The sequence below is a fragment of the Nocardia sp. BMG51109 genome (genome assembly GCF_000526215.1).
Taxonomy (GTDB): domain Bacteria; phylum Actinomycetota; class Actinomycetes; order Mycobacteriales; family Mycobacteriaceae; genus Nocardia.
Genome location: NZ_JAFQ01000004.1, coordinates 544,340 through 569,985, shown reverse-complemented (window position 1 = coordinate 569,985; position 25,646 = coordinate 544,340). Strand labels below are relative to the sequence as shown.

23 protein-coding genes and 1 pseudogene are annotated in these 25,646 nt (G+C 70.4%); 14 read left to right on the top strand and 10 right to left on the bottom strand.

Annotated elements, in window-relative coordinates; genetic code table 11:
- Window positions 1–43 precede the first annotated feature (43 nt).
- Both D892_RS0103985 and D892_RS0103980 read right to left on the bottom strand, forming a co-directional pair.
- Window positions 44–358 carry a hypothetical protein gene (locus D892_RS0103985; protein ID WP_024800008.1) on the bottom strand — a complete coding sequence of 105 codons (315 nt, stop codon included), beginning with the start codon at window positions 356–358 and terminating at the stop codon, window positions 44–46.
- A gap of 211 nt (window positions 359–569) precedes the next feature.
- Window positions 570–1,451: a hypothetical protein gene (locus D892_RS0103980; RefSeq protein ID WP_024800007.1), complete on the bottom strand. Its 882-nt coding sequence runs from the start codon at window positions 1,449–1,451 to the stop codon at window positions 570–572.
- A 278-nt stretch (window positions 1,452–1,729) separates the two neighbouring features.
- Here D892_RS0103980 and D892_RS0103975 point away from each other — a divergent pair, with 278 nt between their 5' ends.
- Window positions 1,730–3,052 (top strand): mannosyltransferase, encoded by a 1,323-nt coding sequence (locus D892_RS0103975; RefSeq protein WP_255360206.1) that lies wholly within the window; start codon window positions 1,730–1,732, stop codon window positions 3,050–3,052.
- Between the two features lie 43 nt (window positions 3,053–3,095).
- Here the strand turns inward: D892_RS0103975 and D892_RS0103970 are convergent, their stop codons facing one another.
- Together D892_RS0103970 and D892_RS47565 are read right to left on the bottom strand one after the other, a co-directional pair.
- A complete protein-coding gene (locus tag D892_RS0103970) occupies window positions 3,096–3,389 on the bottom strand; it encodes a 4a-hydroxytetrahydrobiopterin dehydratase (protein WP_024800005.1) in 294 nt (97 codons plus the stop codon).
- A gap of 92 nt (window positions 3,390–3,481) precedes the next feature.
- Window positions 3,482–3,658 carry a hypothetical protein gene (locus tag D892_RS47565; RefSeq protein WP_198036825.1) on the bottom strand — a complete coding sequence of 59 codons (177 nt, stop codon included), beginning with the start codon at window positions 3,656–3,658 and terminating at the stop codon, window positions 3,482–3,484.
- Between the two features lie 214 nt (window positions 3,659–3,872).
- Here D892_RS47565 and typA point away from each other — a divergent pair, with 214 nt between their 5' ends.
- From typA to D892_RS0103940, 5 genes are all read left to right on the top strand, one after another.
- Window positions 3,873–5,798 carry a translational GTPase TypA gene (gene typA / locus D892_RS0103960; protein WP_024800004.1) on the top strand — a complete coding sequence of 642 codons (1,926 nt, stop codon included), beginning with the start codon at window positions 3,873–3,875 and terminating at the stop codon, window positions 5,796–5,798.
- Between the two features lie 180 nt (window positions 5,799–5,978).
- A complete protein-coding gene (locus tag D892_RS0103955; protein ID WP_036566717.1) occupies window positions 5,979–7,763 on the top strand; it encodes an ABC transporter family substrate-binding protein in 1,785 nt (594 codons plus the stop codon).
- 246 nt (window positions 7,764–8,009) lie between these two features.
- Window positions 8,010–8,930 carry an N-acetyl-1-D-myo-inositol-2-amino-2-deoxy-alpha-D-glucopyranoside deacetylase gene (gene mshB / locus D892_RS0103950; protein ID WP_024800002.1) on the top strand — a complete coding sequence of 307 codons (921 nt, stop codon included), beginning with the start codon at window positions 8,010–8,012 and terminating at the stop codon, window positions 8,928–8,930.
- Between the two features lie 36 nt (window positions 8,931–8,966).
- Window positions 8,967–9,125, top strand: a complete 159-nt coding sequence (locus D892_RS47560) for a hypothetical protein (protein WP_198036824.1) — start codon at window positions 8,967–8,969, stop codon at window positions 9,123–9,125.
- On the top strand, window positions 9,122–9,553 hold the full coding sequence (locus D892_RS0103940; protein ID WP_024800001.1) for a hypothetical protein: 432 nt from the start codon (window positions 9,122–9,124) through the stop codon (window positions 9,551–9,553). The genes D892_RS47560 and D892_RS0103940 overlap by 4 nt, the downstream gene beginning before the upstream one ends.
- 228 nt (window positions 9,554–9,781) lie before the next feature.
- Here D892_RS0103940 and D892_RS49505 read toward each other — a convergent pair whose 3' ends face one another.
- Together D892_RS49505 and D892_RS40330 are read right to left on the bottom strand one after the other, a co-directional pair.
- A complete protein-coding gene (locus D892_RS49505) occupies window positions 9,782–11,893 on the bottom strand; it encodes a PH domain-containing protein (RefSeq protein WP_369801808.1) in 2,112 nt (703 codons plus the stop codon).
- Window positions 11,894–12,004: 111 nt separating this feature from the next.
- Complete coding sequence (locus D892_RS40330) at window positions 12,005–12,535, bottom strand: PH domain-containing protein (RefSeq protein WP_051499459.1); 531 nt, start codon at window positions 12,533–12,535, stop codon at window positions 12,005–12,007.
- A 453-nt stretch (window positions 12,536–12,988) separates the two neighbouring features.
- Between D892_RS40330 and cofH the strand changes: the two are divergent.
- Window positions 12,989–15,685 (top strand): annotated as a pseudogene (gene cofH / locus D892_RS40325) (5-amino-6-(D-ribitylamino)uracil--L-tyrosine 4-hydroxyphenyl transferase CofH); the annotation flags it as partial.
- A 56-nt stretch (window positions 15,686–15,741) separates the two neighbouring features.
- On the opposite strand, the gene D892_RS40320 reads toward cofH, so the two are convergent.
- On the bottom strand, window positions 15,742–16,896 hold the full coding sequence (locus D892_RS40320) for an MFS transporter (protein ID WP_036568062.1): 1,155 nt from the start codon (window positions 16,894–16,896) through the stop codon (window positions 15,742–15,744).
- Window positions 16,897–16,975: 79 nt separating this feature from the next.
- On the opposite strand from D892_RS40320, the gene D892_RS40315 reads away from it, so the two are divergent.
- From D892_RS40315 to dapC, 3 genes are all read left to right on the top strand, one after another.
- Window positions 16,976–17,449 carry a MarR family winged helix-turn-helix transcriptional regulator gene (locus D892_RS40315; protein WP_024799998.1) on the top strand — a complete coding sequence of 158 codons (474 nt, stop codon included), beginning with the start codon at window positions 16,976–16,978 and terminating at the stop codon, window positions 17,447–17,449.
- Between the two features lie 148 nt (window positions 17,450–17,597).
- On the top strand, window positions 17,598–17,921 hold the full coding sequence (fdxA, locus tag D892_RS0103910; RefSeq protein ID WP_024799997.1) for a ferredoxin: 324 nt from the start codon (window positions 17,598–17,600) through the stop codon (window positions 17,919–17,921).
- A gap of 6 nt (window positions 17,922–17,927) precedes the next feature.
- Window positions 17,928–19,031, top strand: coding sequence for a succinyldiaminopimelate transaminase (dapC, locus tag D892_RS0103905; RefSeq protein WP_024799996.1), 1,104 nt, complete (start codon window positions 17,928–17,930; stop codon window positions 19,029–19,031).
- 4 nt (window positions 19,032–19,035) lie between these two features.
- Here the strand turns inward: dapC and D892_RS0103900 are convergent, their stop codons facing one another.
- Both D892_RS0103900 and D892_RS0103895 read right to left on the bottom strand, forming a co-directional pair.
- Window positions 19,036–19,497, bottom strand: a complete 462-nt coding sequence (locus D892_RS0103900) for an acetyltransferase (RefSeq protein ID WP_024799995.1) — start codon at window positions 19,495–19,497, stop codon at window positions 19,036–19,038.
- A gap of 48 nt (window positions 19,498–19,545) precedes the next feature.
- Complete coding sequence (locus D892_RS0103895) at window positions 19,546–20,415, bottom strand: oxygenase MpaB family protein (RefSeq protein WP_024799994.1); 870 nt, start codon at window positions 20,413–20,415, stop codon at window positions 19,546–19,548.
- 172 nt (window positions 20,416–20,587) lie between these two features.
- Here D892_RS0103895 and D892_RS0103890 point away from each other — a divergent pair, with 172 nt between their 5' ends.
- From D892_RS0103890 to D892_RS0103880, 3 genes are all read left to right on the top strand, one after another.
- A complete protein-coding gene (locus tag D892_RS0103890; protein WP_024799993.1) occupies window positions 20,588–21,220 on the top strand; it encodes a TetR/AcrR family transcriptional regulator in 633 nt (210 codons plus the stop codon).
- A 55-nt stretch (window positions 21,221–21,275) separates the two neighbouring features.
- The gene (locus D892_RS0103885) at window positions 21,276–22,700 is read left to right on the top strand and encodes an acyl-CoA synthetase (RefSeq protein WP_051498981.1); all 1,425 of its coding nucleotides are present in this window, start codon (window positions 21,276–21,278) and stop codon (window positions 22,698–22,700) included.
- Between the two features lie 97 nt (window positions 22,701–22,797).
- The gene (locus D892_RS0103880; protein WP_024799991.1) at window positions 22,798–23,169 is read left to right on the top strand and encodes a PPOX class F420-dependent oxidoreductase; all 372 of its coding nucleotides are present in this window, start codon (window positions 22,798–22,800) and stop codon (window positions 23,167–23,169) included.
- A 326-nt stretch (window positions 23,170–23,495) separates the two neighbouring features.
- Here the strand turns inward: D892_RS0103880 and dapD are convergent, their stop codons facing one another.
- Entirely contained in the window at window positions 23,496–24,446 is a 951-nt protein-coding gene (gene dapD, locus D892_RS0103875) for a 2,3,4,5-tetrahydropyridine-2,6-dicarboxylate N-succinyltransferase (RefSeq protein ID WP_024799990.1), read from the bottom strand.
- A gap of 93 nt (window positions 24,447–24,539) precedes the next feature.
- On the opposite strand from dapD, the gene dapE reads away from it, so the two are divergent.
- On the top strand, window positions 24,540–25,640 hold the full coding sequence (dapE, locus tag D892_RS0103870) for a succinyl-diaminopimelate desuccinylase (RefSeq protein WP_024799989.1): 1,101 nt from the start codon (window positions 24,540–24,542) through the stop codon (window positions 25,638–25,640).
- Window positions 25,641–25,646: the final 6 nt, after the last annotated feature.

The following is a 25,646-nucleotide window of genomic DNA, read 5'->3' as shown; positions in this document are numbered from 1 at the left end:
GGTCCGCTCGTCTCCCGGCGCGCCCGGAGCGGGCTGATCGGATTCAGGTCTGGCAGTGGCAGGTGGGGTCTTCGCAGAGGTCCGGCTCGTCGGCGACCACCGACAGCATCGGCCGGGCCTCGGGTGCTTCGCGCACGCCCATCCACGAGAACAGCGACCAGCGCGACAGTCCGGAGAAGGCCGAGCCCAGGCTGAAGAACGAGCCGATCGAGCCGATCGAGAGCGCCGAGCCCACGCTGCCGACGGACAGGATCGAGTAGGCCGACCCGATCGAGAGAATCGAGCCCTCCGACCGGATCGACAGGATCGAACGGTGCGAGCGCGTGGACAGCACCGATCGGTAGGAGCGGCGGGACATGACCGATTTTCCGGGACGGCTCCGGGGCGGGGCCGAACCCGGGCGGGAGGTATCTGCGGACCGTTCGAGCCGATCGACAGTCGCCATGATTAGCGGTTTACCACAGGAATGGCCGATTGCGGAGGTATCGGACACAAAAGACCCGGAGTGTCGCCATCGCGACGTCTCCGGGTCTTTGCGTTCGTCGGGACCTGCCTCGAACTACGACGGATTACCGCTGCGCCTGCGGTTGGGGCTGCGTCTGCGGTTGCGGCTGCGACTGGGCCGGTGCCTGCGCCTGCGGTTCGGTGCGAGCGGGCGCCGGGGCACCCGGTGCGACGGCGAAGAAACCGAGCGTCGGCAGGAACGAGCACGTGACCGGAGCCTGCTCGGGGGACGACTGGGTGGTCAGCGAGCCGGAGACCACGGCGATCACGCGGCCGGGGCCGGTGTCGGCGATCGCCGACAGGGTGGCCGGGCCGTCGGGGTTGATGTGCGCGTCGTCGGTCAGCGGCTGGATGGCGCTGCGCCGGGTGTCCACATTGAGCCACTGCACCTGCATCGGCGGATTCTGCTGCGGTGTCAGGCCTTTGGTGCCCAGCGCGGTGAAGACGAAACCGGCCTGCCCGCCCTGCGGTCCGGGCGGCGGCAGCTCGGCCGGACCGGGGACGGCCAGCGCCGTGCCGACCGAATCGGAACCGGGGCCGATGCAGTTCTTGCCGATGGTGGGGTACAGGAACTGCGCGATGGCGGGGCCGTTCTCGGGTAGCTCCGGACCGCCGCCGCCGCTGCCGTCGAGGAAGGTGATCAGCGATTGCAGTGCCGACTTCACCTGCGGCGGCAGATTTGTCGAGTTCAGGATCTGCTGAGCCTGCGCGAGGATGCCCTGCTGGGCGGGGCCGGCGATCTGGGAGGCGTTGGCGGCGGCGCCGACGATGGCGGGAGCCAGGCTCGCGATGGCATCGATCGGAACGCCCTCGGGGATCAGCGGTGCGCTGGCGGGGGATTGCGGCTTCGGCGCCGGCGCGGCGACCGCGGTCGACGCGGCGACAGTGGCACCGGCCGCGAGGGCCAGCGCGGACAATGCGAACCGCGATCCTCTGGTGCCAAGCACTGGTGTAGCCGTCCTTACCTCGGGTACTTCCTCCGGCGATGCGGCCGCATCGCTTGCGTCACTTTAGGGATAGAGCCGCTGTGTTGTACAGCCGTGGTGCGATCTTGTCTACCGTCGGTGTCGGGGGGTGGGTGCCGTCCTCGGAGGACAACTCCCAAGCCGCTGTTACTGAAGTTGTCAGTGAGGCGAATGGTACATGATGGCCACTTCGAGACCCGGCAGCTCGCGCCGGTAATCTTGGCCGCGCCAGCCAACCGACCGGAAAGCATGTGCGCGCCGTGAACAGAACTCTCCGATGGGCCTGCGGCGGTAGTGACGGAGGAGTCCGGGGATCCCGGGGAGCCCGGAAAGTCCGGGGCCGCCACATCGCACTGGCCGCACTGGGCCTGTCGGTGCTCGCCCGGCTGCTGTGGATGCTGGTGTCGCCCAACGGAATGAATCTCGTCGACCTGCACGTCTACGTCGGCGGCGCGGCGGATCTCGGCAGCGGGCACCTCTACGACTTCACCTACTCGGAGAAGACGCCGGACTTCCCGCTGCCGTTCACCTATCCGCCGTTCGCGGCGGTCGTGTTCTATCCGCTGCACTATCTGCCGATCACCGCGGTCGCGGTGGCCTGGCTGCTGCTGATCGCCGCGGCGCTCTACGCCGTGGTGCGGATCAGCTTCGCGCTGTTGTTCGGCGACGCCGCGCGCGACGAGCGCCGACGCACCGCCGAGATCGGCTGGACCGCAGTGGGTCTGTGGCTGGAGCCGACCCGGACCACCCTGGACTACGGGCAGGTCAACGTGTTCCTGGTGCTGGCCGGGATGGCGGCGGCCTACTACACGGGGTGGCGGCTGTCGGGACTGCTGGTCGGTCTGGCGGCCGGGGTGAAACTGACACCGGCGGTGACGGGGCTGTACTTCCTGACCCAGCGGCGCTGGGCGAGCGCGATCTGGGCCGCGGTGGTGTTCGCGGGGACCATAGCGATCAGTTTCGCGATCTCGCCGGTCGAGACCCGCACCTACTTCGGCCCGCTGATCGGGGACGCGAACCGGATCGGGCCGGTCGGCTCGGTGTGGAATCAATCGCTGCGCGGCGCGCTGACCCGGCTGCTCGGCTACGACGCCGGCTCGCCCTGGCAGATCGGCGGGCACCGGGTGCCGTTCGGGCCGTGGTGGCTGGCGGGGGCCGTCGTCGTGGCGGTCCTGGCGTACTTCGCCTGGCGCGCACTGGATTCCACCGACCGGCTCGGCGCGCTGCTGGTGGTGCAGTTGTTCGGGCTGATGGTGTCGCCGATCTCGTGGTCGCACCACTGGGTGTGGCTGCTGCCGCTGGTGCTGTGGTTGCTGTACGGGCCGCTGCGCGCGGTGGCGGGCGCCCGCGTGCTCGCCGGCTACTGGCTGCTCACCACGCTGATCGGCCTGCCCTGGGTGCTGTCGTTCTTCCAGCCCACCATCTGGACCATCTCCCGGCCCGGGATCCTGTCCTGGCTGGGTGCCGTCGACGCGATCGGGGTGCTGGTCTTCTATGTCTGGGTGATCCGCAACGGCCGGCGGGAGCGGAAACCGGAACCGGAGACGCGAGCGGCAGTCGACGGCGGTGTTCCCGCCGCCTGATCGGGCGGCTCTGTGACCTGATCGGGCGGCTCTGCGATCGGGCTCAGCTTTCCTGCGCCAGCCGATCGATCTCCCGGGCCAGCGCGACGTCGAGGCGGGTGAGCCCGCCCTCGGAATGCGTCGACAGCGTGAACGTGACGCGCCGCCAGCGGATATCCATATCGGGATGGTGATTGGCCGCCTCCGCCTCGGCGGCGACCCGGCGCACCAGTTCGATTCCGGCCAGGAACGAGGGCGCCTCGACGGTGCGGGCGATGCTGGCGCCGGTGCGGGTCCACTCCGGCAGGTCCTTCAGCGCGGTCGCGATTTCGTCATCGGTCAGTAGTGGGTTGCTCATACCCCGGTTCTACCCGAATTCACGCAGCCCGATCGCGGCCTCCGGGGTGACGCGAGCTGCCTCCTCCGGGTCTGGCCGATCGCGCTGGGGAGTCACGCCGCACGCGCCCGCTTCAGGTACTTCTCGAGATCCTTGCCGCACACCCCGGCGGCCTCCGCCTTCTTCATCCGCATGACCACGACAGGGCACTTCACGCAGCGCGTCTTCTTGCGACAGCACTTCTTCTTCGGCCGGAGGCCGGACACCTTCTTGGCCTTGACCTTGCCCATGGCGAGTAAGCTTAGCCTAACCGACCTTGTCTAACCATTCCTTCCGAATCGATACTCCGGTCCGTGCGCACCCAGGCCCGGCCGATCGCCCCGGTGGATTTCGGTACTGTGTAGCTGGCCGCATGCCCGGTGAGTCACTCGTCCACCTGTCTTGTACGGACCCTCTACGGCGAGGGTCGGCCGGCAACCATTTCTGTCAGCAGGAGGATTCAACGTGTCGTCTGTCGAGTTCCGCAACGTGGCCATCGTGGCTCACGTCGACCACGGCAAGACGACGCTGGTCGACGCCATGCTCCGGCAGTCCGGCGCGTTCGCCGAGCGTGCCGAACCGGTCGACCGCGTGATGGATTCGGGTGATCTCGAGCGCGAGAAGGGCATCACGATTCTCGCCAAGAACACCGCGGTGCACCGGTACGACAGGGGCACCGTCATCAACGTCATCGACACCCCCGGCCACGCCGACTTCGGCGGCGAGGTGGAGCGCGGGCTGTCCATGGTCGACGGCGTCGTGCTGCTGGTCGACGCCTCGGAGGGCCCGCTGCCGCAGACCAGGTTCGTGCTGCGCAAGGCGCTGGCGGCCTCGCTGCCGGTGATCCTGGTGGTGAACAAGACCGACCGGCCCGACGCGCGGATCGCCGAGGTCGTCGAGGAGAGCCACGACCTGCTGCTGGACCTGGCCTCCGACCTGGACGACGAGGCCGCCGAGGCCGCCGAGCTCGCGCTGGACCTGCCGGTCCTCTACGCCTCCGGCCGCGAGGGCAAGGCCTCCACCGTGCGCCCCGAGAACGGCAGCGCGCCCGACGCGCCGAATCTCGACGAGCTGTTCGACGTGCTGCTGAAGTACGTCCCGGCGCCCCGCGGCGACGCCTCCGCACCGTTGCAGGCCCACGTCACCAACCTCGACGCCTCGCCGTTCCTGGGTCGGCTGGCGTTGCTACGCATCCACAACGGCACCCTGTGCAAGGGGCAGAACGTGGCGTGGATCCATCGGGAGCCGGGCGCGTCCGAGGATTCGATCAAGACGGTCAAGATCACCGAACTGCTGAAAACCTTCGGCGTGGAACGCAATCCGGCCGAGGAGGCGGTGGCCGGCGACATCGTCGCGGTGGCCGGCATCCCGGACATCATGATCGGCGACACGCTGGCCGACCCGGACCGGGTGGCGGCGGGCGAGGATCTGGCGCTGCCGCGGATCACCGTCGACGAGCCCGCCATCTCGGTGACCGTCGGTATCAACACCTCCCCGCTGGCGGGCCGCAACGGCGGCACCAAGCTCACCGCCCGCCTGGTGAAGGCCCGCCTGGACCAGGAACTGGTCGGCAACGTCTCGCTGCGGGTGCTGCCCACCGATCGGCCCGACACCTGGGAGGTGCAGGGTCGCGGCGAGCTGGCGCTGGCCATCCTGGTCGAGACGATGCGCCGGGAGGGCTTCGAGCTGACCATCGGCAAGCCGCAGGTGGTCACCCGCACCGTCGACGGCAAGGTGCACGAGCCGTACGAGGAGCTGACCATCGACGTGCCCGAGGATCACCTGGGTGCGATGACCCAGCTGATGGCGGCCCGCAAGGGCAAGATGGTGCAGATGACCAACCACGGATCGGGTTGGGTCCGCATGGAGTTCATCGTGCCCTCGCGCGGGCTGATCGGGTTCCGCACCGAGTTCCTCACCGAGACCCGCGGCACCGGCATCGCCAACGCCGTCGCGCACGGGTACGCGCCGTGGGCCGGCGAGATCCGCGCGCGGCACACCGGGTCTCTGGTGTCCGACCGGACCGGCGCCGTCACGCCCTACGCGATGTTGCAGCTGGCCGATCGCGGCACCTTCTTCGTCGAGCCCGGATCGCCCACCTACGAGGGCATGGTGGTCGGGATCAACCCGCGCGCGGAGGATCTCGACATCAACGTCACGCGCGAGAAGAAGCTGACCAATATGCGCAGCTCCACGGGCGATGTGCTGGAGACCCTGGCCCGGCCGATGGTGCTGGACCTCGAGGGCGCCCTGGAGTTCTGTGCCGTCGACGAATGCGTCGAGGTCGGGCCCGATGTGGTGCGGGTCCGCAAGCTGGTCCTCCCTGCCACCGAGCGCGCCCGCGAAGCGGCCCGCCGCAAGGCCCGCGACCGGGCCGCCCAGAACGCCTAGGCGCCGGTGCCGCACCCGTCCGGTATCACTGGGTGCGGCCGTGCCCGCCGGGCGGAGCACGCTGTGTGAAAACCGCGGACGGGGCACGTTGTGTGAGACTGCGGGCCGGGCACGCTGTGTGCTACGAGGCACACTGTGCGAGGCGAGGCAATGGAGGCGAGCTGTAGAGTGCCGAACGTGATGCCGGGGGCAGGAATTCGCGCACGATGGCGTGCGGCGGCGGTGGTGCTGGCGACATCGGTGACGGTGCTCGGCGGCTGTACGGCGAATCCGCCCCCGCCGATCGAGAGCACCGACAGTCCCAAGACCACCCCCGCCAAGCCCACCAAGAGCACGGTGGTGGTGGCCGTCGACGACATCGGGGTCGGGTTCAATCCGCATCTGCGCTCCAATCAGTCGCCGAGCACCAATGCGGTCAGCTCGATGGTCTTTCCCAGCCCGTTCCGGCCGGCGCCGTCGCCGACGGTGCCCGGCGCCACCGACTGGATGCCCGACAACGCGCTGATGGTGTCGGCGGATGTCACGGCGCAGGAGCCGTTCACGGTCACCTACAAGATCCAGAACCAGGCGTCCTGGTCCGACGGCGCGCCCATCGCGGCCGAGGACTTCCATTACCTGTGGCAGCAGATGATCACCCAGCCCGGGGTGGTGGATCCGGCCGGTTACCGCCTGATCACCGACGTGAGTTCGTCCGGCGGCGGCAAGACCGTGACGGTCACCTTCCGCGAGCCCTACCCGGCGTGGCGGCAGCTGTTCACCGATCTGCTGCCCTCACACCTGCTGAAGGATTCGCTGGGCGGCTTCCAGCGAGCGCTGGCCGTCGAGCGCGGCCTCATCGATCAGAATCCGATCTCGGGCGGCCAGTTCCGGGTCAAGCAGGCCGACGCCGGACGCGAAGAGATCCTGCTCGAACGCAACGACCGCTACTGGAGCACGCCGGCGGTGCCCGATCAGATCCTGCTGCGCCGTGGCGGCACGACCGCACAGCTCGCCGAGTCGCTGCGCTCCGGTGACGCGCAGATGGCGCTGGTGCGGGGCGGCACCGCGACGCAGGACCAGCTGTCGGCGATTCCCGCGGTGCGCACCGCGATCATGCCGCAGGCGCGGGAGTTGCAGCTGTCGCTGAACGGGCGCGGTGGCGATCTGGCCGATCCGCGGGTGCGGCGCGCGGTGCTGGGCCTGCTGGATCCGACGCTGCTGGCGACCGTCGCCGCACAGACCGGCGCGTGGGTGGAACCTGCTCGCGCCCAGGTGCTTTCGCCCTCCGATCCGGGATACGCGCCGACCGCCCCGCCGCGGCCGTCGGTCGACGACGCCTTCGCGATGCTGGCCGAGGCCGGGTTCGCGCGCGCGCCGGAATCGCCGGCCGGCACCTCGCCGACGTCGCCGGCGCCACAGCCGCGCCAGGTCGCCAAGAACGGCCGGACGCTGGCCGTCCGGCTCGGCGCGGTGGACAAGGATGTCGCCGCGCTCGCCGTGGCCAACACGGCCGCCGACATGTTGCGCAGCGCCGGCATCGACGCGAGCGTGCGCAGCCTGCCCGCCGACGAGCTGTACGGCAAGGAACTGCTGGCGGGCAACATCGACGCGATCGTCGGCTGGGAGCGCGCCGGGGGCGATCCGGCCGACGCGCTGGCCTCCCGCTACGGCTGCCCGCGCGAGCCGGTCCCCGATCAGGACACGGCCGCGACCCAGGCCGAGGAGCAGCGCAAGGCGCCGAGCAACATCTCCGGGGTCTGCGATCCGGCGCTGCAACCGGCGATCGATGCCGCGTTGCGCGGGGAAGATGCGGCGAGGGCGATCGGCGACGTCGAACCGAAGCTGTGGGAGCAGGCAACCGTGCTGCCGATCATGCAGGACACCGGCGTTGCCGCGGCAAGCTCACGGATGGACGGGGTATCGCTGAGCGGCGCCCTCGGCGTCGGCATCTTCGGCGGCGCCGCGACCTGGCGGCGGCTCTCGTGACCGAGCGCGGTCCGGGCCACGTGCGCGGCATCGCCTCGTCGGTCATGGCGCCGTCGAGTGTCGGCGAGGTGGCTTGTGATCGGGCGTAGCGGGAGCACCATGTGTACGGCACCGTCGGTTACGGCGGGTGCCGAGTATGGCGGGTGCCGAGTGTTGGCGAGGTGAAACGGTGACCGAGCGCAGCGAGGGCGTAGCTAGGGCGGCGCCGCTGGTGACGGTGCTGCCGAGTGGCGGCGAGGTGGGGCGGTGACCGAGCAGGGTGGTCTGCTGCTGGTGCACGCACACCCCGACGACGAGACCATCGCGACGGGCGGCACCATCGCGCACTATCGTCGCCGCGGTATTCCGGTGACGGTGGTGACCTGCACCCTCGGTGAGGAGGGCGAGGTCATCGGCGAGCGATGGGCGCAGCTGACCAGTGACCACGCCGATCAGCTGGGCGGCTATCGGATCGGCGAATTGTCCAGGGCGCTGGCCGAATTGGGCGCCGGCCCGCCGTGGTTCCTCGGTGGCGCGGGGCGCTGGCGCGATTCCGGGATGGCGGGCGAGACCTCCGATCCGCGCGCCCTCGACGTCCGGCATCCGCGCGCGTTCGTCGATTCCGGCGACGAGGCGGTGCGGGAACTGACGCAGGTGTTGCTGACCGTCCGGCCCCGGGTCGTGGTCGCCTACGACCCGCGCGGGGGCTACGGCCATCCGGACCACATCCGCGCCCACCGGATCACGATGGCCGCCGTGGACGACGCGGCCGAGAACGGTTGGGCCACACCGAAGGTCTACTGGACCGTGACCGACGCCGAGGTGCTGCGCCTGCACACCGAGGCGCTGGCCCGGCGGACCGTCGACCGGCTGCCCGGTGCGCTGCCGTCCGGCTGGCGATTGCCCGCCGTGGACGAATTACCGTGTGTGTCGGGCGAATCCGTGACCACCGCCATCGACGTGTCCGAGGTGCTCGCGGCCAAGCGCGCCGCGCTGCGCGCGCACGCCACCCAGGTGAGCGTGGCGCCGTCCGGCCGGGAGTTCGCGCTGTCCAACAACATCGCCCAGCCGGTGCTGCCCGAGGAACATTTCGTGCTGGTGCGGGGGCGGCCCGGACCGGTCGGCGCCGACGGCCGCGAACACGATCTGTTCGCCGGACTGCCGGAATACGCCGGCGAGACCGGCTGACCGCGCGCCGCGGCATCGCGGCCTAGACTGACCGCCATGTACAACTGGAGCCTGCAGGACGCCATCGCCGCGTTCGTCGAGAGCCAGAAGCCGAACTGGCAGGCGCAACACGACCTGTACCTGACTGCGCTCTACGGATTCGTGGACATGCAGAGTCACCTGCTGACGCTGCTCGGCTTCCCGCCGGTGCCGTGACGGCGACCTCGGTCGGCCGGGCGAACGCCGTGACCGGCGCGCAGCAACCGGGCTGGGCGGCCCTCGGCGGCGTGCTGGCCGGTGTGCTGGTGTTCGACGGCGCGCTGTCGCTGGCCCTCGAGGTGCTCTACCTGCCGGCCTATATCGGCGGCACCGCGTTCCCGGTCTCGGCGCTGTTCGCGGTGGTGGTGAACGTACTGCTGGTGGCGGGCATGAGTGTGGTGGTGACGCGCCCGGCCGCGATGGCGCTGCCGCTGCTGGCATGGTTGCTCGGCTTCCTGGTCTGTTCGACCACGGGCCCGGGTGGTGACGTCCTGCTGACCGACAACTGGACCACTCCGCTGCTGCTGGCCTGCGGCCTCGTTCCGTCGGGCTTCTACCTGTTCCGCCGGGCATTCCCGGGCATCCGCAACCAACCCGCGACGTAACCATCCCTGGTCATCCCGCGACGTGACCGGTTCTGTCATGCCGCGACGTGACCGGTTCCGGTCGTGCCGGAGCGACGGGGCCGTTCGGTCGTGCCGCAGGGTGTTCGGCAGCGGCGAAGGGGAATTGCGATATTCGGTCCGTACGCGGCCGATGGGCGGGCCCGTCGCTCAACGGGTCGTCGGTGGCGGCCGGGCCCATCCGCGGCTGATGGTAGGGGCCCGGCGCGGTTACGGCGAGGGGATCGTCGCCGGACGGTGGCCGGTCTGTCCGGGTGTCACCGCTTCGATCAGCTCCCATGCCCGATCGACGGGCACGTCCACCACGTGGTACCGCTTCTTTCCGGCCGCCGTGGCGGCGACCAGGGTGGCGAGCCCCGCGCGGCGCTGGAAGAAGGTCTGCCGCACGGTCCAGCCGATGACGCCGGGCGCCTCGAGGCAGTCGCGATCGCGGTCGAGCGACCCGCTGCGGGTGATGAGCCAGGTGGGGCGGTTACCGACGGCGGGCAGGACGGCATGGCCCAAGCCGCTGTAGCGGTCGTGCGCCAAACCCGCTGCCGCCAGGGCGATCAGCGCCAGGAGAATCCATGCCCACGGCGGAACAGGCACTCCCGCAACGGAAGCGACACCGAGTGCGACAGTGACCGCCGCGACGGGTCCCAGCGCCCGGGTGTAGCGCCGCCGCCGAGCCCGGGACCCGTGCGCGACCAGGGGAATCGTTGCGGGCGCCGCGGCGTCCCCGGAGTCGTCTGCGCCACCGGGATTCGTTGCCGGCATCGTGTCTTCTCGAGGTCCGTCCGGGCCGAGGGGGGCCGCTGCCGGTGCTGCGTCCTCGCGAGGTTCATCCGCGGCAAGGGGAATCGATTCCGGCGCGGCGGCATCGCCGGCTTCGTCCACGACGGCGGGACTCGTCGCGGACGACCCGGCCGACCGGGGCTCGTTCGGGACGTGGGGCGCCTTCGCGGGTGCCGCGGTGTCTCGCGGACCGTCCGTAGTTACGCCGGCTGCCGTCTCCGGGCCCTGGCCGCTCGGGCTGTGTTGGTTGGGGCCTGAGCGGGGGCCCTCCGTGGTTACGCGCGCTGCCGTCTCCGGGCCCTGACCGCTCAGGCTGTGTTGGTTGGGGCCTGAGCGGGGCCCCTCCGTGGTTACGCGCGCTGCCGTCTCCCGGTCCTGACCGCTCAGGCCAGAGTCGCTGCGGGACTCCGTATTTCGCCCGTCGGTCTCGATCGCGGTGTTCGGCCGGGTCGAGTTGTCGTCGTTCTCGGTGGGTGCCGCTACCGGAGTTCTCCGGTCGGGTCGCCTTGTGGTCGTGCGGGTTTCGGTGGCGATCGTCGTGTCGGCGCGGTTCGGGCGGCCGGCGAGCAGGTGGCCCAGGGTGCGGTCGACGGCCGCGCGCGGGGCCTGGGGCAGGATCTTCTGCCGGGGGCTCGTGCCGGTCATGATCGCCTCGAGTTCGGCGCCGCCCGCCAGTCGCAGCAGCAGCGGCTCGTTCACCGTGGCGCCGCGCAGGCGGGCCAGGTCGAGGGTGGTCTGGCGGGTGGTGAACAGTCCGTGGCGCAGATGCAGGGTGCGGCCGTTGTCCAGCACCCGCAGGCGGTGATAGGTCGCGAGATACCGCGCGCAGCCGGCCAGGCTGACGATCGCGATCACCGCCGCCACCAGGGCCGCCACCACAGCCGTGAGGAACAGGGCACCGCGGCCCTGCACGGTGTGCACGGTGTCCGAGCGGAAGACCGCCTCGGCGAGACCGTACTGGAACGCCAGGCCGACCGCCGGTGCGACGATGGCGAATCCGGTCAGCGACAGCGGTGCGTAGCGCACCCATTTCGGTTGCCAGTGGCCGATTTCGACGCCTTCGGACCGCGCCTCGGTCTCGGCCGCGGCTCCCTCGTCCGCGGAGGCGGTGCCGGGCCGTTCGGCGGTGCCGGCCCCCTCGACATCCTTCAGATGCCTCAGCAGTTCCGTCCGCAGTTCCGGCACCAGCCGGGCGTCCAGGGCGTCGAGCTTGAACTGCTCGTCCCGCTCGGCCTGCTGCCCGGTCCCGATGCTCAGCACCGACAACCCGAGGACCCGATGCAGCGGATCGGCCTGGATGTCGACCGAGCGGATGCGCGAGCGCGGCACCGCCAGCCGCTTGCGCTGCAACACTCCCGTGCGCAGCTCGACGTTGTCGGTGCCGATGCGATAGGTGGTGGTGAACCATCGAGCGATCGCGAATACGACGATGATCGCGAGCGCGATCAGTCCCCAGCCGGGATTGTCGCTGCGGGTGCCGATGATCACCGACGCGATCAGCACCGGAATGTACCGGCCGACCTCGCGAACGGGATGCACCAGCAGCATGCGCTTGTCCAGCCGCTGCCACGCCGCGGCCGGCGCCGTCGCCTCGGCAATGTCCCCCGGGCGTGGTTCACTCACGAGGCCGCCTCGCCGCCGTGATGGGTGATGGGCTGCTCACGTCGCGTCTCCTCGATGCCGGGCGGCGACCTCGGTCAGGCGGGCGACCGTCTGCTCGGCGACGGGACGATCCAGCGCGCTGATCCGTACCGCACCGGCCGACGACGCGGTGGTGACGGTGACGGTGGCCAGGCCCAGTAGGCGCTCCAGCGGCCCGCGCTGGGTATCGACGGTCTGTACGCGGGTGATGGGCGCGACCCGGCTCTCCTGCGTGATCCACCCGGTGCGCGTGTACACCGCCTCGTCGGTCACCTCCCACCGATGTACCGCGTACCGCCACAGCGGAACGACGATCACGCTGAGTGCCGCCACCACCAGCGTGGCGACCACCGCCGTGGCCTGTGCGGCCCGGTGGTCGCCGTCGGCGGCGATCCAGATCAGCTCGGCGACCAGCACGACCGCCCAGCCGACCGCCGGTCCGATCGCCCAGAGCATGCGGGCGCGGGGACTCGGCCGCCAGGCCGGCTCGGCCATGACCGTGCGTTCGGGCGTGACCGTGCGCCCGGGCGTGACGGTGCGTTCGGGCATCGTGCCTCCGGCCGCGAGCCGATCGCTGGGTTGCGCCATGCAGTCATCGTTGCACGGATGCCGGTACTTCCGCCGGGCCGTGCGCTCGCCGGTGATCGCATCGGAACCCGGTCGCCGATTCGCCCTGACGGGAACCGCGGCAACGTCCGGCGGGCCGGTGGCCGCTCGGAATCCGTTCCGGTGCGCCGTCTTCCGAGAGAACACCGGAGAAATGCCCGCACCGGACATGCCCCGGGTACCGCCCCCGGGCGTAACGGCGTGTTCGGGACGGAGGATCATTCCGGGCGGCGCTCCTCCGGGCGCGAATCCGGGAAAGCCGGAATAGGCCGGAATAGGCCGGAATAGCCCAAGGGAGCGCCGGGTTGTCTCACGTCACAGGCACCGGAGGGAGAACACTCGGATGGTTGACGCATGATCGAGGGCGTGACGGAGCTACCGACCCCTGGCATCCCGCCCGCACCCCCGACCGCCTCGGCGATGCGCCGGGCGCTGCGCCGGGCCCGCGACGGAGTGGCACTGAACACCGACGAGGCCACCGTGCTGCTGCACGCCCGCGGCGACGACCTGGTGGAGCTGAGCCGCAGCGCCGCCCGGGTGCGCGACGTCGCCGGGGAATCGGCGGGCCGGTCGAAGACCATCACGTATTCCAAGAACGTCTTCATCCCGCTGACCCGGCTGTGCCGCGACCGCTGCCACTACTGCACCTTCGTCACGGTGCCGGGCAAGCTGCGCGCCGAGGGCAAGGGCATGTATCTGGAGCCGGACGAGGTGGTCGACATCGCCCGTCGCGGCGCGGCGCTGGGCTGCAAGGAGGCGCTGTTCACCCTGGGTGACCGGCCCGAGGACCGCTGGCCCGAGGCCGCCCGGTGGCTCGACGAGCACGGCTACGACTCCACCATCGACTACCTGCGGGCCGTCTCGATCATGGTGCTCGAGGAGACCGGGCTGCTGCCGCACGTCAATCCGGGCGTCATGTCGTGGGAGGAGGTCGCCCGCCTCAAGCCGGTCAGCCAGTCCATGGGCCTGATGCTGGAGACCACGGCCACCCGGCTGTTCACCGACAAGGGCGCCTGCCACCACGGCAGCCCCGACAAGGATCCGGCGCTGCGGCTGCGCGCCATCACCGATGCCGGCCGGCTGTCGGTGCCGTTCACCACCGGCATTCTGGTGGGCATCGGCGAGACGCTGCGCGAGCGCGCCGACGCCATCATGGCGATTCGGCAGCAGCACAAGGCATTCGGGCACGTCCAGGAAGTGATCGTGCAGAACTTCCGGGCCAAGGACGATACGGCGATGCGCAACATCCCCGACGCCGACATCGAGGAATTCCTCGCCGCCGTCGCGGTGTCGCGGTTGGTGCTGCCGCCGGACGTCTCCGTGCAGGCGCCGCCGAACCTGGTGTCGCAGCAGGAATGTCACGCGCTGATCGATGCCGGCATCGACGACTGGGGCGGCGTCTCGCCGGTGACCCCCGACCACGTGAATCCCGAACGGCCGTGGCCGAATCTGGACACCCTGGCCGAGATCACCGCGGCGGCCGGGTACCGGCTGGCCGAGCGCACCTCGGCCCATCCGCGCTACGTGCGGGCCGGTAGCCCCTGGATGGATCCGCGCATCGGCGCCCATGTCGCGGCGCTGTCGGATCTCCGCACCGGCCTGGCGAATCCGGACGCGATCCCGCAGGGCCTGCCCTGGCAGGAACCGGACGAGTCGTGGGAGTCCACCGGGCGCGTCGACCTGCACACCGCGATCGACACCGAGGGGCGAAATACGGAGTCCCGCAGCGACTCGGGCCTGGGCGGTCAGGGCTCGGAGGAGGCAGCGCGCGTAACCACGGAGGGCCCCCGCTCAGGCCCCAATGGACACGGCCCGGGCGGTCGGGGCTCGGAGGAGGCGGCGCGCGTAACCACGGAGGGCCCCAGCGGACACGGTTTCGAAGGCGACATCGCGGGCGCGTTCGGTGATTGGGACACCATTCGCGAGCAGGTCCGGGAGTTGTCGGCCGCGGCGCCGGAGCGGTTCGATGCCGACGTGCTGGCGGCGCTGCGCGCGGCCGAGCGTGATCCGGGCGGTCTGACCGACGACCAGTACCTGGCCCTGGCCACCGCCGACGGCGCCGAGTTGGACGCGGTCACCGCGCTGGCCGATCAGCTGCGCCGCGACACCGTCGGCGACGACGTCACCTACGTGGTCAACCGCAACATCAACTTCACCAACATCTGCTACACGGGTTGCCGTTTCTGCGCGTTCGCCCAGCGCAAGGGCGACGCCGACGCGTTCTCGCTGTCCACCGAGGAGGTCGCCGACCGGGCCTGGGAGGCCCACGTCGAGGGCGCCACCGAGGTCTGCATGCAGGGCGGCATCGATCCGGACCTGCCGGTGACCGGCTACGCGGATCTGGTGCGGGCGGTGAAGAAGCGGGTGCCGTCGATCCATGTGCACGCGTTCAGCCCGATGGAGATCGCCAACGGCGTCTCGCGCAGCGGCCAGAGCATCCACGATTGGCTGTCGGCACTGAAAGACGCTGGGCTGGACACGATTCCGGGCACGGCCGCGGAGATCCTGGACGACGAGGTGCGCTGGGTGCTCACCAAGGGCAAGCTGCCCGCCTCGGCCTGGATCGACGTGGTCACCACCGCGCACAAGCTCGGCATCCGCTCCAGTTCGACGATGATGTACGGCCACGTCGACCATCCGAAACACTGGGTCGGGCATCTGCGGGTGATTCGCGGAATCCAGGACGAGACAGGCGGTTTCACCGAATTCGTGCTGCTGCCGTTCGTGCACCGGAGCGCCCCGCTGTACCTGGCGGGCGCGTCCCGCCCGGGCCCGACGATCCGGGACAACCGGGCCGCCCACGCCCTGGCGCGCATCATGCTGCACGGCCGCATCCCCAACATCCAGACCAGCTGGGTGAAGCTCGGTACCACCGGAACCCGGGTGATGCTCGACGGCGGCGCCAACGACCTGGGCGGCACCCTGATGGAGGAGACCATCTCCCGGATGGCCGGCTCGGAACACGGTTCGGCGAAAACCGTTGCGGAACTGACCGAAATAGCCTCCGGCATCGGCCGCCCGGCCCGCGAACGCACCACCCTCTACCAGACCCCCTCCCACCCGACCCCGGCACTGACGCTGCCGGTCGGGTGAACCGGACCAGGAACGAGGCCGCCCGGCCGTCCTAGCCGAACGGCCTCGTGCTCCGGTCAGGCGGCGACCGGTTGTCGGTCGCGGCGGAGCAGGTAGGCGGCCAGGGCTACGCCGGTGGCGGTGAGGGCGGCGGCTATCAGAGGGAGGGAGCGCAGGCCCGGGCCGTCGGTGAGGGTCCAGCCGCCGAGGCGGCCGGCGACGGCGGCGGCCACCTGGTAGCCGGCGGCGTTGATCGCGATGGCCAGGGTGGGGGCGGAGGCGGCGGCGCCGATCACCCGGGCCTGCATGCCGGGGATGACGGCGAAGGCCAGCGCGCCCAGGACGAAGACGAGAACCGCTGTCGCCGGGGGAATTTCGGCAGCGGCCCAGAACAACGCCAGCGTCGCGGTCAGCGCGGTGAGCAGGCCGATCAGCGCGGGGAGGAGCGCCCGGTCCGCCAGCCATCCGCCCAGGTGGTTGCCCGCCACCGCGCCCGCGCCGTAGACCAGCAGCAGCGCGGGCACGGTCGTCGCGCCGAATCCGGTGATCTCGGTCAGTAGTGGTGCGATGTAGGTGAACACCCCGACCACGCCGAGGCTGCCCAGGGCGGTCAGCGCGATCGCCAGCAGTAGCTCCCGATCCGCCAGCACGCGCAGCTCGCCGAATGTCGAACCGGTTGCGGCCGAGGGAAGTTCGGTGACGAACCGGAGCACCATCAGCAGCCCCAGCGCGGCGCAGCCCGCGACCACGGCGAAGGTGACCCGCCAGCCCAGGTGCTGCCCGACCAGCGAACCGATCGGGGTGCCGAGCACGATGCCGAGGTTCATGCCGAGCGCCACCTGTGCGATCGCCGAGGCCGCCTTGCCCTCGGGCGCCAGCCGCACCGCCGTCGCGATCGCCACCGCGAAGAAGGTGGCGACGATCAGCCCGGCCGCGAACCGGGTGGCGAGCAGCACCGGGTACGAGGGCGCCAGGGCCGAGCCGAGATTCGCGAGAACGGCGAATCCGACCAGGCCGACGACCAGGCGCCGGCGCGGGATCCGGGCGGTCAGCACGGTCAGCACCGGGCCGCCGACGATCATGCCCAGGGCATACGCGGTGACCAGCAGTCCCGCCGACGAGACCGGCACCGCGAGATCGCCCGCCACCTCCGGCAGGATTCCGGCGATCGCGAATTCGCCGGTGGTGAGCCCGAATACGACCAGCATCAGGGACAGCAGGGGAAGTCGCACGGCCACTCCAATTAGTTACAGTTCGAATGATTCGAACTAGAACTATCACAGCTCGAACCATCATGGCTAGACTCGGACCATGACCCGCCGGCCGGATACAGCGTCGAGCGCACCCGTGGACACCGAGATCGATCGCGACGTGTGCCGGCTCGTGCACTCGTTCACCCGTCGGCTGGATGTACACGTGAGACATGTCTCCGAACGGCTGGGCCTGACCCCGTCGCAGGTCATCGCCCTGCGTGAACTGTCGGAGCCGATCACCGCGCGCGAGTTGGCGGCGCGGATGTCGTGTGAGCCCTCGAATGCGACCTTTGTTCTCGATAGGCTCGAGGCGCAAGGTCTGGTCGAGCGCCGGCCGCATCCCACCGATCGGCGCGCCAAGCGGATCGAACTCACTCCCGCCGGGCGTGACAGCAGGGCGGCCGTACTTGCCGGACTGGGAACGGGATCACCGTTGACCTCGTTGACCGCTCGCCAGCAGCGGGAATTGCGCGAGCTGCTGCGGGCGTTGGTAACGACGGCGGAAACCGATTCGGCCGAACAGGATTCGTGAGCGCTGCGACCAGGGGTGCGTCGTTCTCGGTGCGCCGCGAGGCGCGGTGAAGTTAGGCAAGGCTGACCAGTAGTAATGTAATGACGCCGGGATACTGTTGCGCGGGCGGAAGTATCCCCGCAGGCAAGGACAGACTAGGAGAGCGGCAGTGCCGTACATCATCGCTGAACCGTGCGTTGACGTGAAGGACAAGGCGTGCATCGAGGAATGCCCCGTTGACTGCATCTACGAGGGCAGCCGCATGCTGTACATCCATCCGGACGAGTGCGTGGACTGTGGTGCATGTGAGCCGGTGTGCCCGGTGGAGGCGATCTTCTACGAGGACGACACCCCGGACCAGTGGAGCGGGTACATCAACGCCAATGTCGATTTCTTCGACGAGCTGGGGTCGCCCGGCGGCGCCACCAAGGTCGGCAAGGTCGACCACGATCCGTCGTTCATCAAGGAACTCCCGCCGATGGCGGACGAGTAACCCGCAGTGTCCGAACGCACACCGGTCAGCGCGGGGCTTCCCGATTTCCCCTGGGACACCATCGCTTCCGCGAAGGCGCGGGCGGCGGCCCATCCCGGCGGCCTCGTCGATCTCTCGGTGGGCACACCGGTCGATCCGGTCGATCCGCTGATCCGTGCCGCGCTCGCCTCCGTGGCGGAGGTTCCCGGCTACCCGGCCACGCACGGCACGCCGCAGCTGCGCGCGGCCGCGGTGGACGCGCTGAAACGGCGGTTCGCGATCACCGGCGTCGATCCGGCGGCGGTCCTGCCCGCGATCGGCACGAAGGAGCTGATCGCGGGCCTGCCGCGGTTGCTCGGCCTGGGCGCGGCCGATCTGGTCGTGATCCCCGAGGTGGCGTATCCGACTTACGAGGTGGGCGCGCTGCTGGCCGGTACCCGGATCGCGCGCGCCGACGGGCTGACGCAGCTGGGCCCGCAGTCGCCGGCGCTGATCTATCTGAACTCGCCGTCGAATCCGACCGGCCGCGTGCTGGGCGCCGACCATCTGCGCAAGGTGGTGGCATTCGCCCGCGAGCGCGACGCGATCGTCGCCTCCGACGAGTGCTATCTGGGCCTGGCCTGGGACGAGCGTGCCGTATCGATCCTCGATCCCGAAGTCTGCGACGGCGACCACACCGGCCTGCTGGCGATCCACTCGCTGTCCAAGACGTCGAATCTGGCCAGTTACCGCGCCGGATTCGTGACCGGTGACCCGGCGCTGGTCGGGGAGCTGCTGGCGGTGCGCAAGCACGCCGGGATGATCGTGCCGTTCCCGGTGCAGGCCGCCATGACCGCGGCGCTCGGCGACGACGCCCACGAGGCCCGCCAGCGCGAACGCTACCGAGCCCGCCGCGAGGTGCTGCGAGAGGCATTGCGGCAAGCGGGTTTCCGGATCGACCACTCGCAGGCCGGGCTGTACCTGTGGGCCACCCGCGGCGAGCCCTGCCGCACCACGCTGGACTGGCTGGCCGAGCGCGGCATCCTCGCGGCTCCCGGCGATTTCTACGGCCCCACCGGCGCCGAACACGTCCGCGTCGCCCTCACGGCCACCGACGAGCGCATCGCCGCGGCCGCGCGCCGGCTGGCCTGACCGCTCAGTCGCCGGGGACGGTGAAGACCAGATGGACCAGCGGGTACGGGCGGCCCTCCGAGTCGGTGTCGGAGCGGCCCGTGATCACGAAGCCGTGCCGCCGATAGAAGCCGAGCGCCTGTGAATTCTGCTCGTTGACGTCGACGGTGAGCGACGGATAGCGGTCCAGGGCGGCGTGCAGCAGGGCCGAGCCGACGCCGCGGCCGCGGTGGCCGTCCTCGATGAACAGCATCTCCAGCTGCCCGGAGGCGAGTCCGGAGAAACCGACGATCCCGCCGTCGACGGTGGCCACCGTCAGGTCGACCTCGGGAAAGTAATCACCGGCCAGGTGGTTTTCGATATCCGCGAAGTCGGCCGGTGCGAGGAAGTGGTGGGTGGCCGCGACCGCGCTGTGCCAGATCTCCACCAACCTCGGGAATTCGGCGGGTCCCGCACAGGGGCGCAGCTGGATCGTCGGGTCGGTCACTTTACGGATGGTAAGGGGCGTGCCGGCGGTCCCCGACCTCGCCCGCTCCTACACCAGGTTCAGGCCCAGCCGGCGCCGCAGCCGCATATCGGCCAGATAGGTGTTGAGCGGCGCCGCCCGGATCACCGGTGGCAGCCGGGTCCACACCGTGGAGATCGCCCGCAGCAGGGTGGTGAACCGGCGCTCGTCGCGGTCGGTCCAGGTCATGCCCATCTGGTCGCGCAGGTGCTGGGGCAGCAGCGCGGTGACGGTGAACCGGTGGAACCGCCCGAACACCAGCCGTACCGGGCGCGGCGTCATCTTCAGGTCGATCAGGTCGTTGAAGTACCGGCGCACGGGCTCGTCGATGGTGCGCTGGGCGAGGTTCTCCTCCCAGTACCGGAAGAAGGCCGCCCGGTCCGCCGGCCACATCTCCGGCTTCATCTGCAGCGTGGTGCCGAGCCGGGCGCTGTAGCGGTAGAACTCCTCGGCCAGTTCGGATTCCATCGGTCCGCGCATGCGCGTGTAGAGGTCGTCGACGCCCCAGTACAGGCAGGCCGCCACCCACAACTGCAACTTCGGATCGAACGCGTTGTACTCGACCGGCGAATCCGGGCCGGAGCGAACCGGCCGGTGCGAGCCGTTCACGGCCTCCCGATAGACCCGGCGGTCCTCCTCGGTGCCCATCCAGGCGACGGCCAGGTAGGTCAGGGTGGTGCGCAGCCGCTTGAGCGGGTGCAGGGTCACCTTGCCGCTGTCGACGGTGCTCTCCAGCACGCCGTAGCCGACCGGCGGGTGGCTGAGCTGCATGATGACATTCGCGGCGCCGCCGAGAAAGGCGGCGACCCCGTCCATGTGCCGGCGGACGTCGGCGGGGGTCAGGGTCGATTCCGGAAAGGGCTGGCCCTGGTCGGACACCCGTGGGGCGGCGGCGGTCATCGTCGAATCGGCTCCTCGATCTCGGTTCGCGTCATGAGACGCGAGAAGCGTGAGAAACTTCTACTATCACCTTCTCATCGGTGAACCGTGCTGTCAATCACTTTCCCTCCCTGATTGACCATATGCGATGATTTCAATTTCATCGTGTCGAGTGCGGCGAGAGGGGTCCGGCATGGCCGAACTGGCGAAATTGCTGCCGCTGGTGCGTGGGGCAGGCGCCGAGGATCGCAACCAGTCCCAGGTGCTGGACGCCGCGCTGCTGGCATTTCTCGACTTCGGCATCAAACGGACCAGCATGGTCGAGGTCGCCCGGCGCGGCGGCCTCTCGTTGGCCACGCTCTACCGGCGCTTCGCCGGGAAGTCCGACCTCATCCAGGCGGTCGGCCTGCGGCAGGCGCGCCAGTTCATCGATCAGGTGGACGCGGCGGTGCAGCGGCAGATCGATCGCGACGCCAGCGCCGAGGACCAGATCGTCGAGCTGTTCGTGGCCTTCCTGGACGGGCTGCGCGGCAACCGGTTGCTGGATCGGCTGTTGAAGACCGAGCCGGAGGTCGTGCTGCCCTACCTGACCGTGCACGGCGCTCCGGTGATCGAGCTGGGCCGCGATTACCTGGCCGAGTTCATCACCCGCCTGCAATCCGAAGGTAAACTGCCGCAGTACGATCCGCGGCCGGTGGCCGAGATGATCGCGCGCACCTCGCTATCGATGGCGCTGACGCCGCAGACGGTCATCCCGCTCGACGACGACGCCGCGCTGCGCCGCTTCGCCCGCGACCACGTGATCCCGGGTTTCCGGATTCCCTGAGCGCACGCACACCGCCGACCGGGAACATCCGGTCCGGCGTTGGTAGGTTGGGCGCGTGTCGTATGGGTCGTTGCCGCTGTTGAGATCGCTGGATCCGGCCGCCGTGGCCGCCGGCGCGGATATCCCGGATGCCGTCACCGTCGACGGAACCACGTTGTCGCGCAGCGATCTGGTCGGCGCGGCCACGTCGGTGGCGGAGCGGGTCGCCCGGGCGGACCGGGTGGCGATCCTGGCCCGGCCGACGGCCACGACCGTGCTGGCGGTGGTCGGCTGCCTGATCGCCGGCGTCACCGCGGTACCGGTGCCGCCGGATGCGGGGGCGGCGGAACGGGAGCACATCCTCGCCGATTCCGGTGCCCAGGCGTGGCTCGGGGAGGCGCCCGAAGACACCGGGCTGCCGGTGATTCCGGTGCGCCTGCACGCGCGCTCCTGGCACGTCTATTCCGAACCCGCCGCGGAATCAACGGCTTTCGTGCTCTACACCTCCGGCACGACCGGGCCGCCCAAGGGCGTGATGCTCAGCAGGGGTGCCATCGCCGCCGGGTTGGACGCCCTCGCCGAGGCCTGGGCTTGGACGCCGGACGACGTTCTGGTGCACGGACTTCCGCTGTTCCATGTGCACGGGCTGATCCTCGGTGTGCTCGGTCCGCTGCGGGTGGGCAGCCCGCTCGTGCACACCGGCAAGCCGACCCCGGCCGCCTACGCCGAGGCCGGCGGCACGCTGTACTTCGGGGTACCCACGGTGTGGTCGCGGATCGCCGAGGATCCCGGTGCCGCACGGGAATTGGCGAGGGCTCGACTGCTGGTGTCGGGCAGCGCGCCGCTGCCGGTGCCGGTGTTCGAGCGGCTGCGCGAACTCACCGGCCACGCGCCGGTGGAGCGGTACGGCATGAGCGAGACCATGATCACCCTGTCCACCCGGGCCGACGGCGAGCGCCGTCCCGGCTGGGTCGGCACCCCGGTCGCGGGCGTGCGGACCCGGCTGCGGGACGAGGCCGGCGCGGCGGTGCCGCACGACGGGGAGAGTATCGGCGGACTCCAAGTGCGCGGCCCGATGCTGTTCGACGGCTACCTGAACCGGCCCGAGGCCACGGCGGCGTGCCGGACCGACGACGGCTGGTTCGTCACCGGCGATGTGGCCGCCATCGATCCCGCGGGTTTCCATCGCATCGTCGGGCGGGAGTCGGTGGACCTGATCAAGTCCGGCGGATACCGCATCGGTGCGGGGGAGATCGAGACCTGTCTGCTCGGGCATCCGGCCGTCGCCGAGGTGGCGGTGGTGGGCCTGCCCGACGGCGATCTCGGCCAGCGCATCGTCGCCTACATCGTTCCCCGGGACGGGGCGGAACCGACCGAGAAGGAGCTGATCGACCATGTGGCCGATCAGCTTTCGGTGCACAAGCGACCCCGGGAGGTGCGCTTGGCGACCTCGCTGCCCCGCAATGCGATGGGGAAGGTGCAGAAGAAGCTGCTGGGCTGAAACGCGCGTGGGGCGTGCGGGTTTCGCCGGACCGTCGTCTGCCGTGGCGGTAGGGCGCGGTTGACCTCGACCGCACTCGAGGTTGTACGGTCGCCGCATGATCGCATCGCTGTCCCCTGCCCAGATCGAGTACCTGCGCAGCCAGGGTCTGGGCCGGCTCGCCACGGTTCGCCCGGACGGCTCGCCGCAGAACAACCCCGTCGGCTACCGCTACAACGAGGCGCTCGGCACCATCGACATCGCCGGGTACAACATGGGCGCCTCGCAGAAGTTCCGCAACCTCGCCAAGGAGGAGCGGGTGTCCTTCGTCGTCGACGACGTCGAGCCGGGTCCGCCCCGGGTGGTCCGCTTCCTCGAAATCCGCGGCACCGCACAAGCGTTGCGCGATATCGAGACCTACCTCCCCGACGCCTCCCCGGAACTGATCCGCATCACCCCGGTCCGGGTGATCGCCTACGGCATCGAGTGACCCGGCCTGTCTCCTCCTCCGTCGGTCCGGTGTGCTCGTCCTCCGTCACCCCGCGCGTGTCGGTTCCCCCGTCATCCCGGCATGCTTTCGGCCGGGATCCACGCCGGTACCGCACTGCCGCAATGGATTCCGGCCAGAAGCACGCCCGAATGACGGCTGTGGCATGCCCCGCCGGCGCGGGCCGTGGTGCCCGAACGACCGAGGCTGTCGCGCCGGAATGGCTGAGGTGATGTCGTGCCGCAGGTCACGGAGCCAGCACCGTGCCGGGACGACCGGACGCCATCGAGGTACCAGCAGTCCCGGAAGGAGCGCGCGCCTCGGCGCGATCAGTTGGCGTGCAACTCCGCGTTGAGCTCGGTGCCGGTGCCCTTGCGCGCGACGGCCTCCACGGCGCCGGTCTGGGAGTTGCGGCGGAACAGCAGGTGCGAGCGGCCGCTGAGGTCGGCCGCCTTCACCAGGCCCTCGGCGGTCGCGACCTTGGTGCCGGCGGTGAGGTACAGGCCGGCCTCGACGATGCAGTCGTCGCCGAGCGAGATGCCCAGGCCCGCGTTGGCGCCGAGCAGGCAGCGCTCGCCGAGCGAGATGACCTGCTTACCGCCGCCGGACAGGGTGCCCATGATCGAGGCGCCGCCGCCGACATCCGAGCCGTCGCCGACCACCACGCCGGCGGAGACGCGGCCCTCGATCATCGAGGCGCCGAGCGTGCCGGCGTTGAAGTTCACGAAGCCCTCGTGCATCACCGTGGTGCCCTCGGCCAGGTGCGCGCCCAGCCGCACCCGGTCGGCGTCGCCGATGCGCACGCCCGCCGGCAGCACGTAGTCGACCATGCGCGGGAACTTGTCCACGCTGTACACGGTGACCGGGCCGCGGGCGCGCAGCTCGGCGCGCACCAGCTCGAACTCCTCCACCGCGCAGGGGCCGTGGTTGGTCCACACCACGTTGGCGAGCAGCCCGAACTGGCCCTCCAGGCTCAGGCCGTGCGGCCGGACCAGCCGGTGCGAGAGCAGGTGCAGCCGCAGGTACTCGTCGTGCGTGTCGACCGGCGGGGCGGACAGGTCGGCGATGGTGGTGCGCACCGCGATCACGTCGACCCGCCGGGCCTCGTCGAAGCCGACCAGCTCGGCGAAACGGCCGTACTCGGGATCGTCCGGTGTCAGCTTCGTGCTTCCGGTCTCGGCGAACTCGCCGAGCTGCGGGTACGGATACCAGCTGTCGAGGATCGTTCCGTTCACGGTCACCGTGGCGAGGCCGACTGCGGTTGCTCCCTGAGTACTCACGCGGGTGAGTTTATGGGCAACCGCCGTCCGATCGGGCGCGTGGGTCTGCGGTGCGGGATCGGCCGGGTGGGTCGAACGCCTAGGCTGAGCAGAGTGACCATCGATCTGCGCGCCGACCCCGTCACCCTCGCCGCCGCCCTCGTCGACATCCCGAGCGTGTCCCGGGCCGAGGCCGCGATCGCCGACGCCGTGGAACGCGCGCTGCGCGAGCAGACGTCCGGATTCGAGGTGCTCCGGCACGGCAATGCGGTCCTGGCCCGCACCGACCGCGGCCTGCCGCACCGGGTGATCCTGGCCGGACACCTGGACACCGTCCCGATCGCCGGAAACGTGCCGGGCCGCTGGGAGACCGAGGACGGCGAGCAGATCCTGCGCGGCTGCGGCAGCGTGGACATGAAATCCGGCGATGCGGTCTTCCTGCACCTGGCCGCCACCGTCGCCGACCCGGTGTGCGATCTCACGCTGATCTTCTACGACTGCGAGGAGATCGCCGCCGAGTTCAACGGCCTCGGCCGCATCGAACGCGAACTGCCCGAGTGGCTGAGCGGCGACCTGGCCATCCTGGGCGAGCCGTCCGGCGGGTGGATCGAGGCCGGCTGCCAGGGCACGCTGCGGGCCCGGCTCACCGTTTCCGGGACGCGGGCTCACTCGGCGCGAGCCTGGCTGGGCGACAACGCGATTCACGGCCTGGCGCCGATCCTGACCCGGCTGCGGGACTATCGCGCGCGGCAGGTCGACATCGACGGCTGCGGATATCGCGAGGGCCTGTCCGCGGTGCGGGTGTCCGGCGGCGTATCCGGCAACGTGGTGCCCGACGAGGCCGAGGTGGAGGTGAACTTCCGGTTCGCCCCGGACCGTTCGCTGGACGAGGCGACCGAGCATGTGCGGCAGCTGTTCGCCGATCTGGATCCGGGCTTCGAACGCACCGACGGCGCCCCCGGCGCGCTGCCCGGCCTGTCCGCTCCGGCGGCGAAGACCCTGCTGGAGATGGTGCACGCGCACGGCGGCGGGGGAGTCCGGGCCAAGTACGGCTGGACCGACGTCTCGCGGTTCGCCGCCCGCGGCATCCCGGCGGTGAATTTCGGCCCCGGCGATCCCAATCTGGCGCACAAGGTGGACGAGCGCGTCCCCACCGCACAGATCACCGCGGTCGCCGCCATCCTGCGCGGCTATCTCACCGGCGCCGCGCGCTGACACCGG

Coding starts and splice junctions, on each gene's coding strand:
- D892_RS0103985 (WP_024800008.1), bottom strand. CDS start 358: ATGTCCCGCCGCTCCTACCGATCGGTGCTGTCCACGCGCTCGCACCGT.
- D892_RS0103970 (WP_024800005.1), bottom strand. CDS start 3,389: ATGAGCAACCCACTACTGACCGATGACGAAATCGCGACCGCGCTGAAG.
- D892_RS47565 (WP_198036825.1), bottom strand. CDS start 3,658: ATGGGCAAGGTCAAGGCCAAGAAGGTGTCCGGCCTCCGGCCGAAGAAG.
- D892_RS0103955 (WP_036566717.1), top strand. CDS start 5,979: ATGCCGGGGGCAGGAATTCGCGCACGATGGCGTGCGGCGGCGGTGGTG.
- D892_RS47560 (WP_198036824.1), top strand. CDS start 8,967: ATGTACAACTGGAGCCTGCAGGACGCCATCGCCGCGTTCGTCGAGAGC.
- D892_RS49505 (WP_369801808.1), bottom strand. CDS start 11,893: ATGCTGCTGGTGCATCCCGTTCGCGAGGTCGGCCGGTACATTCCGGTG.
- D892_RS40330 (WP_051499459.1), bottom strand. CDS start 12,535: ATGCCCGAACGCACCGTCACGCCCGGGCGCACGGTCACGCCCGAACGC.
- D892_RS40315 (WP_024799998.1), top strand. CDS start 16,976: ATGACCCGCCGGCCGGATACAGCGTCGAGCGCACCCGTGGACACCGAG.
- D892_RS0103895 (WP_024799994.1), bottom strand. CDS start 20,415: ATGACCGCCGCCGCCCCACGGGTGTCCGACCAGGGCCAGCCCTTTCCG.
- D892_RS0103890 (WP_024799993.1), top strand. CDS start 20,588: ATGGCCGAACTGGCGAAATTGCTGCCGCTGGTGCGTGGGGCAGGCGCC.
- D892_RS0103880 (WP_024799991.1), top strand. CDS start 22,798: ATGATCGCATCGCTGTCCCCTGCCCAGATCGAGTACCTGCGCAGCCAG.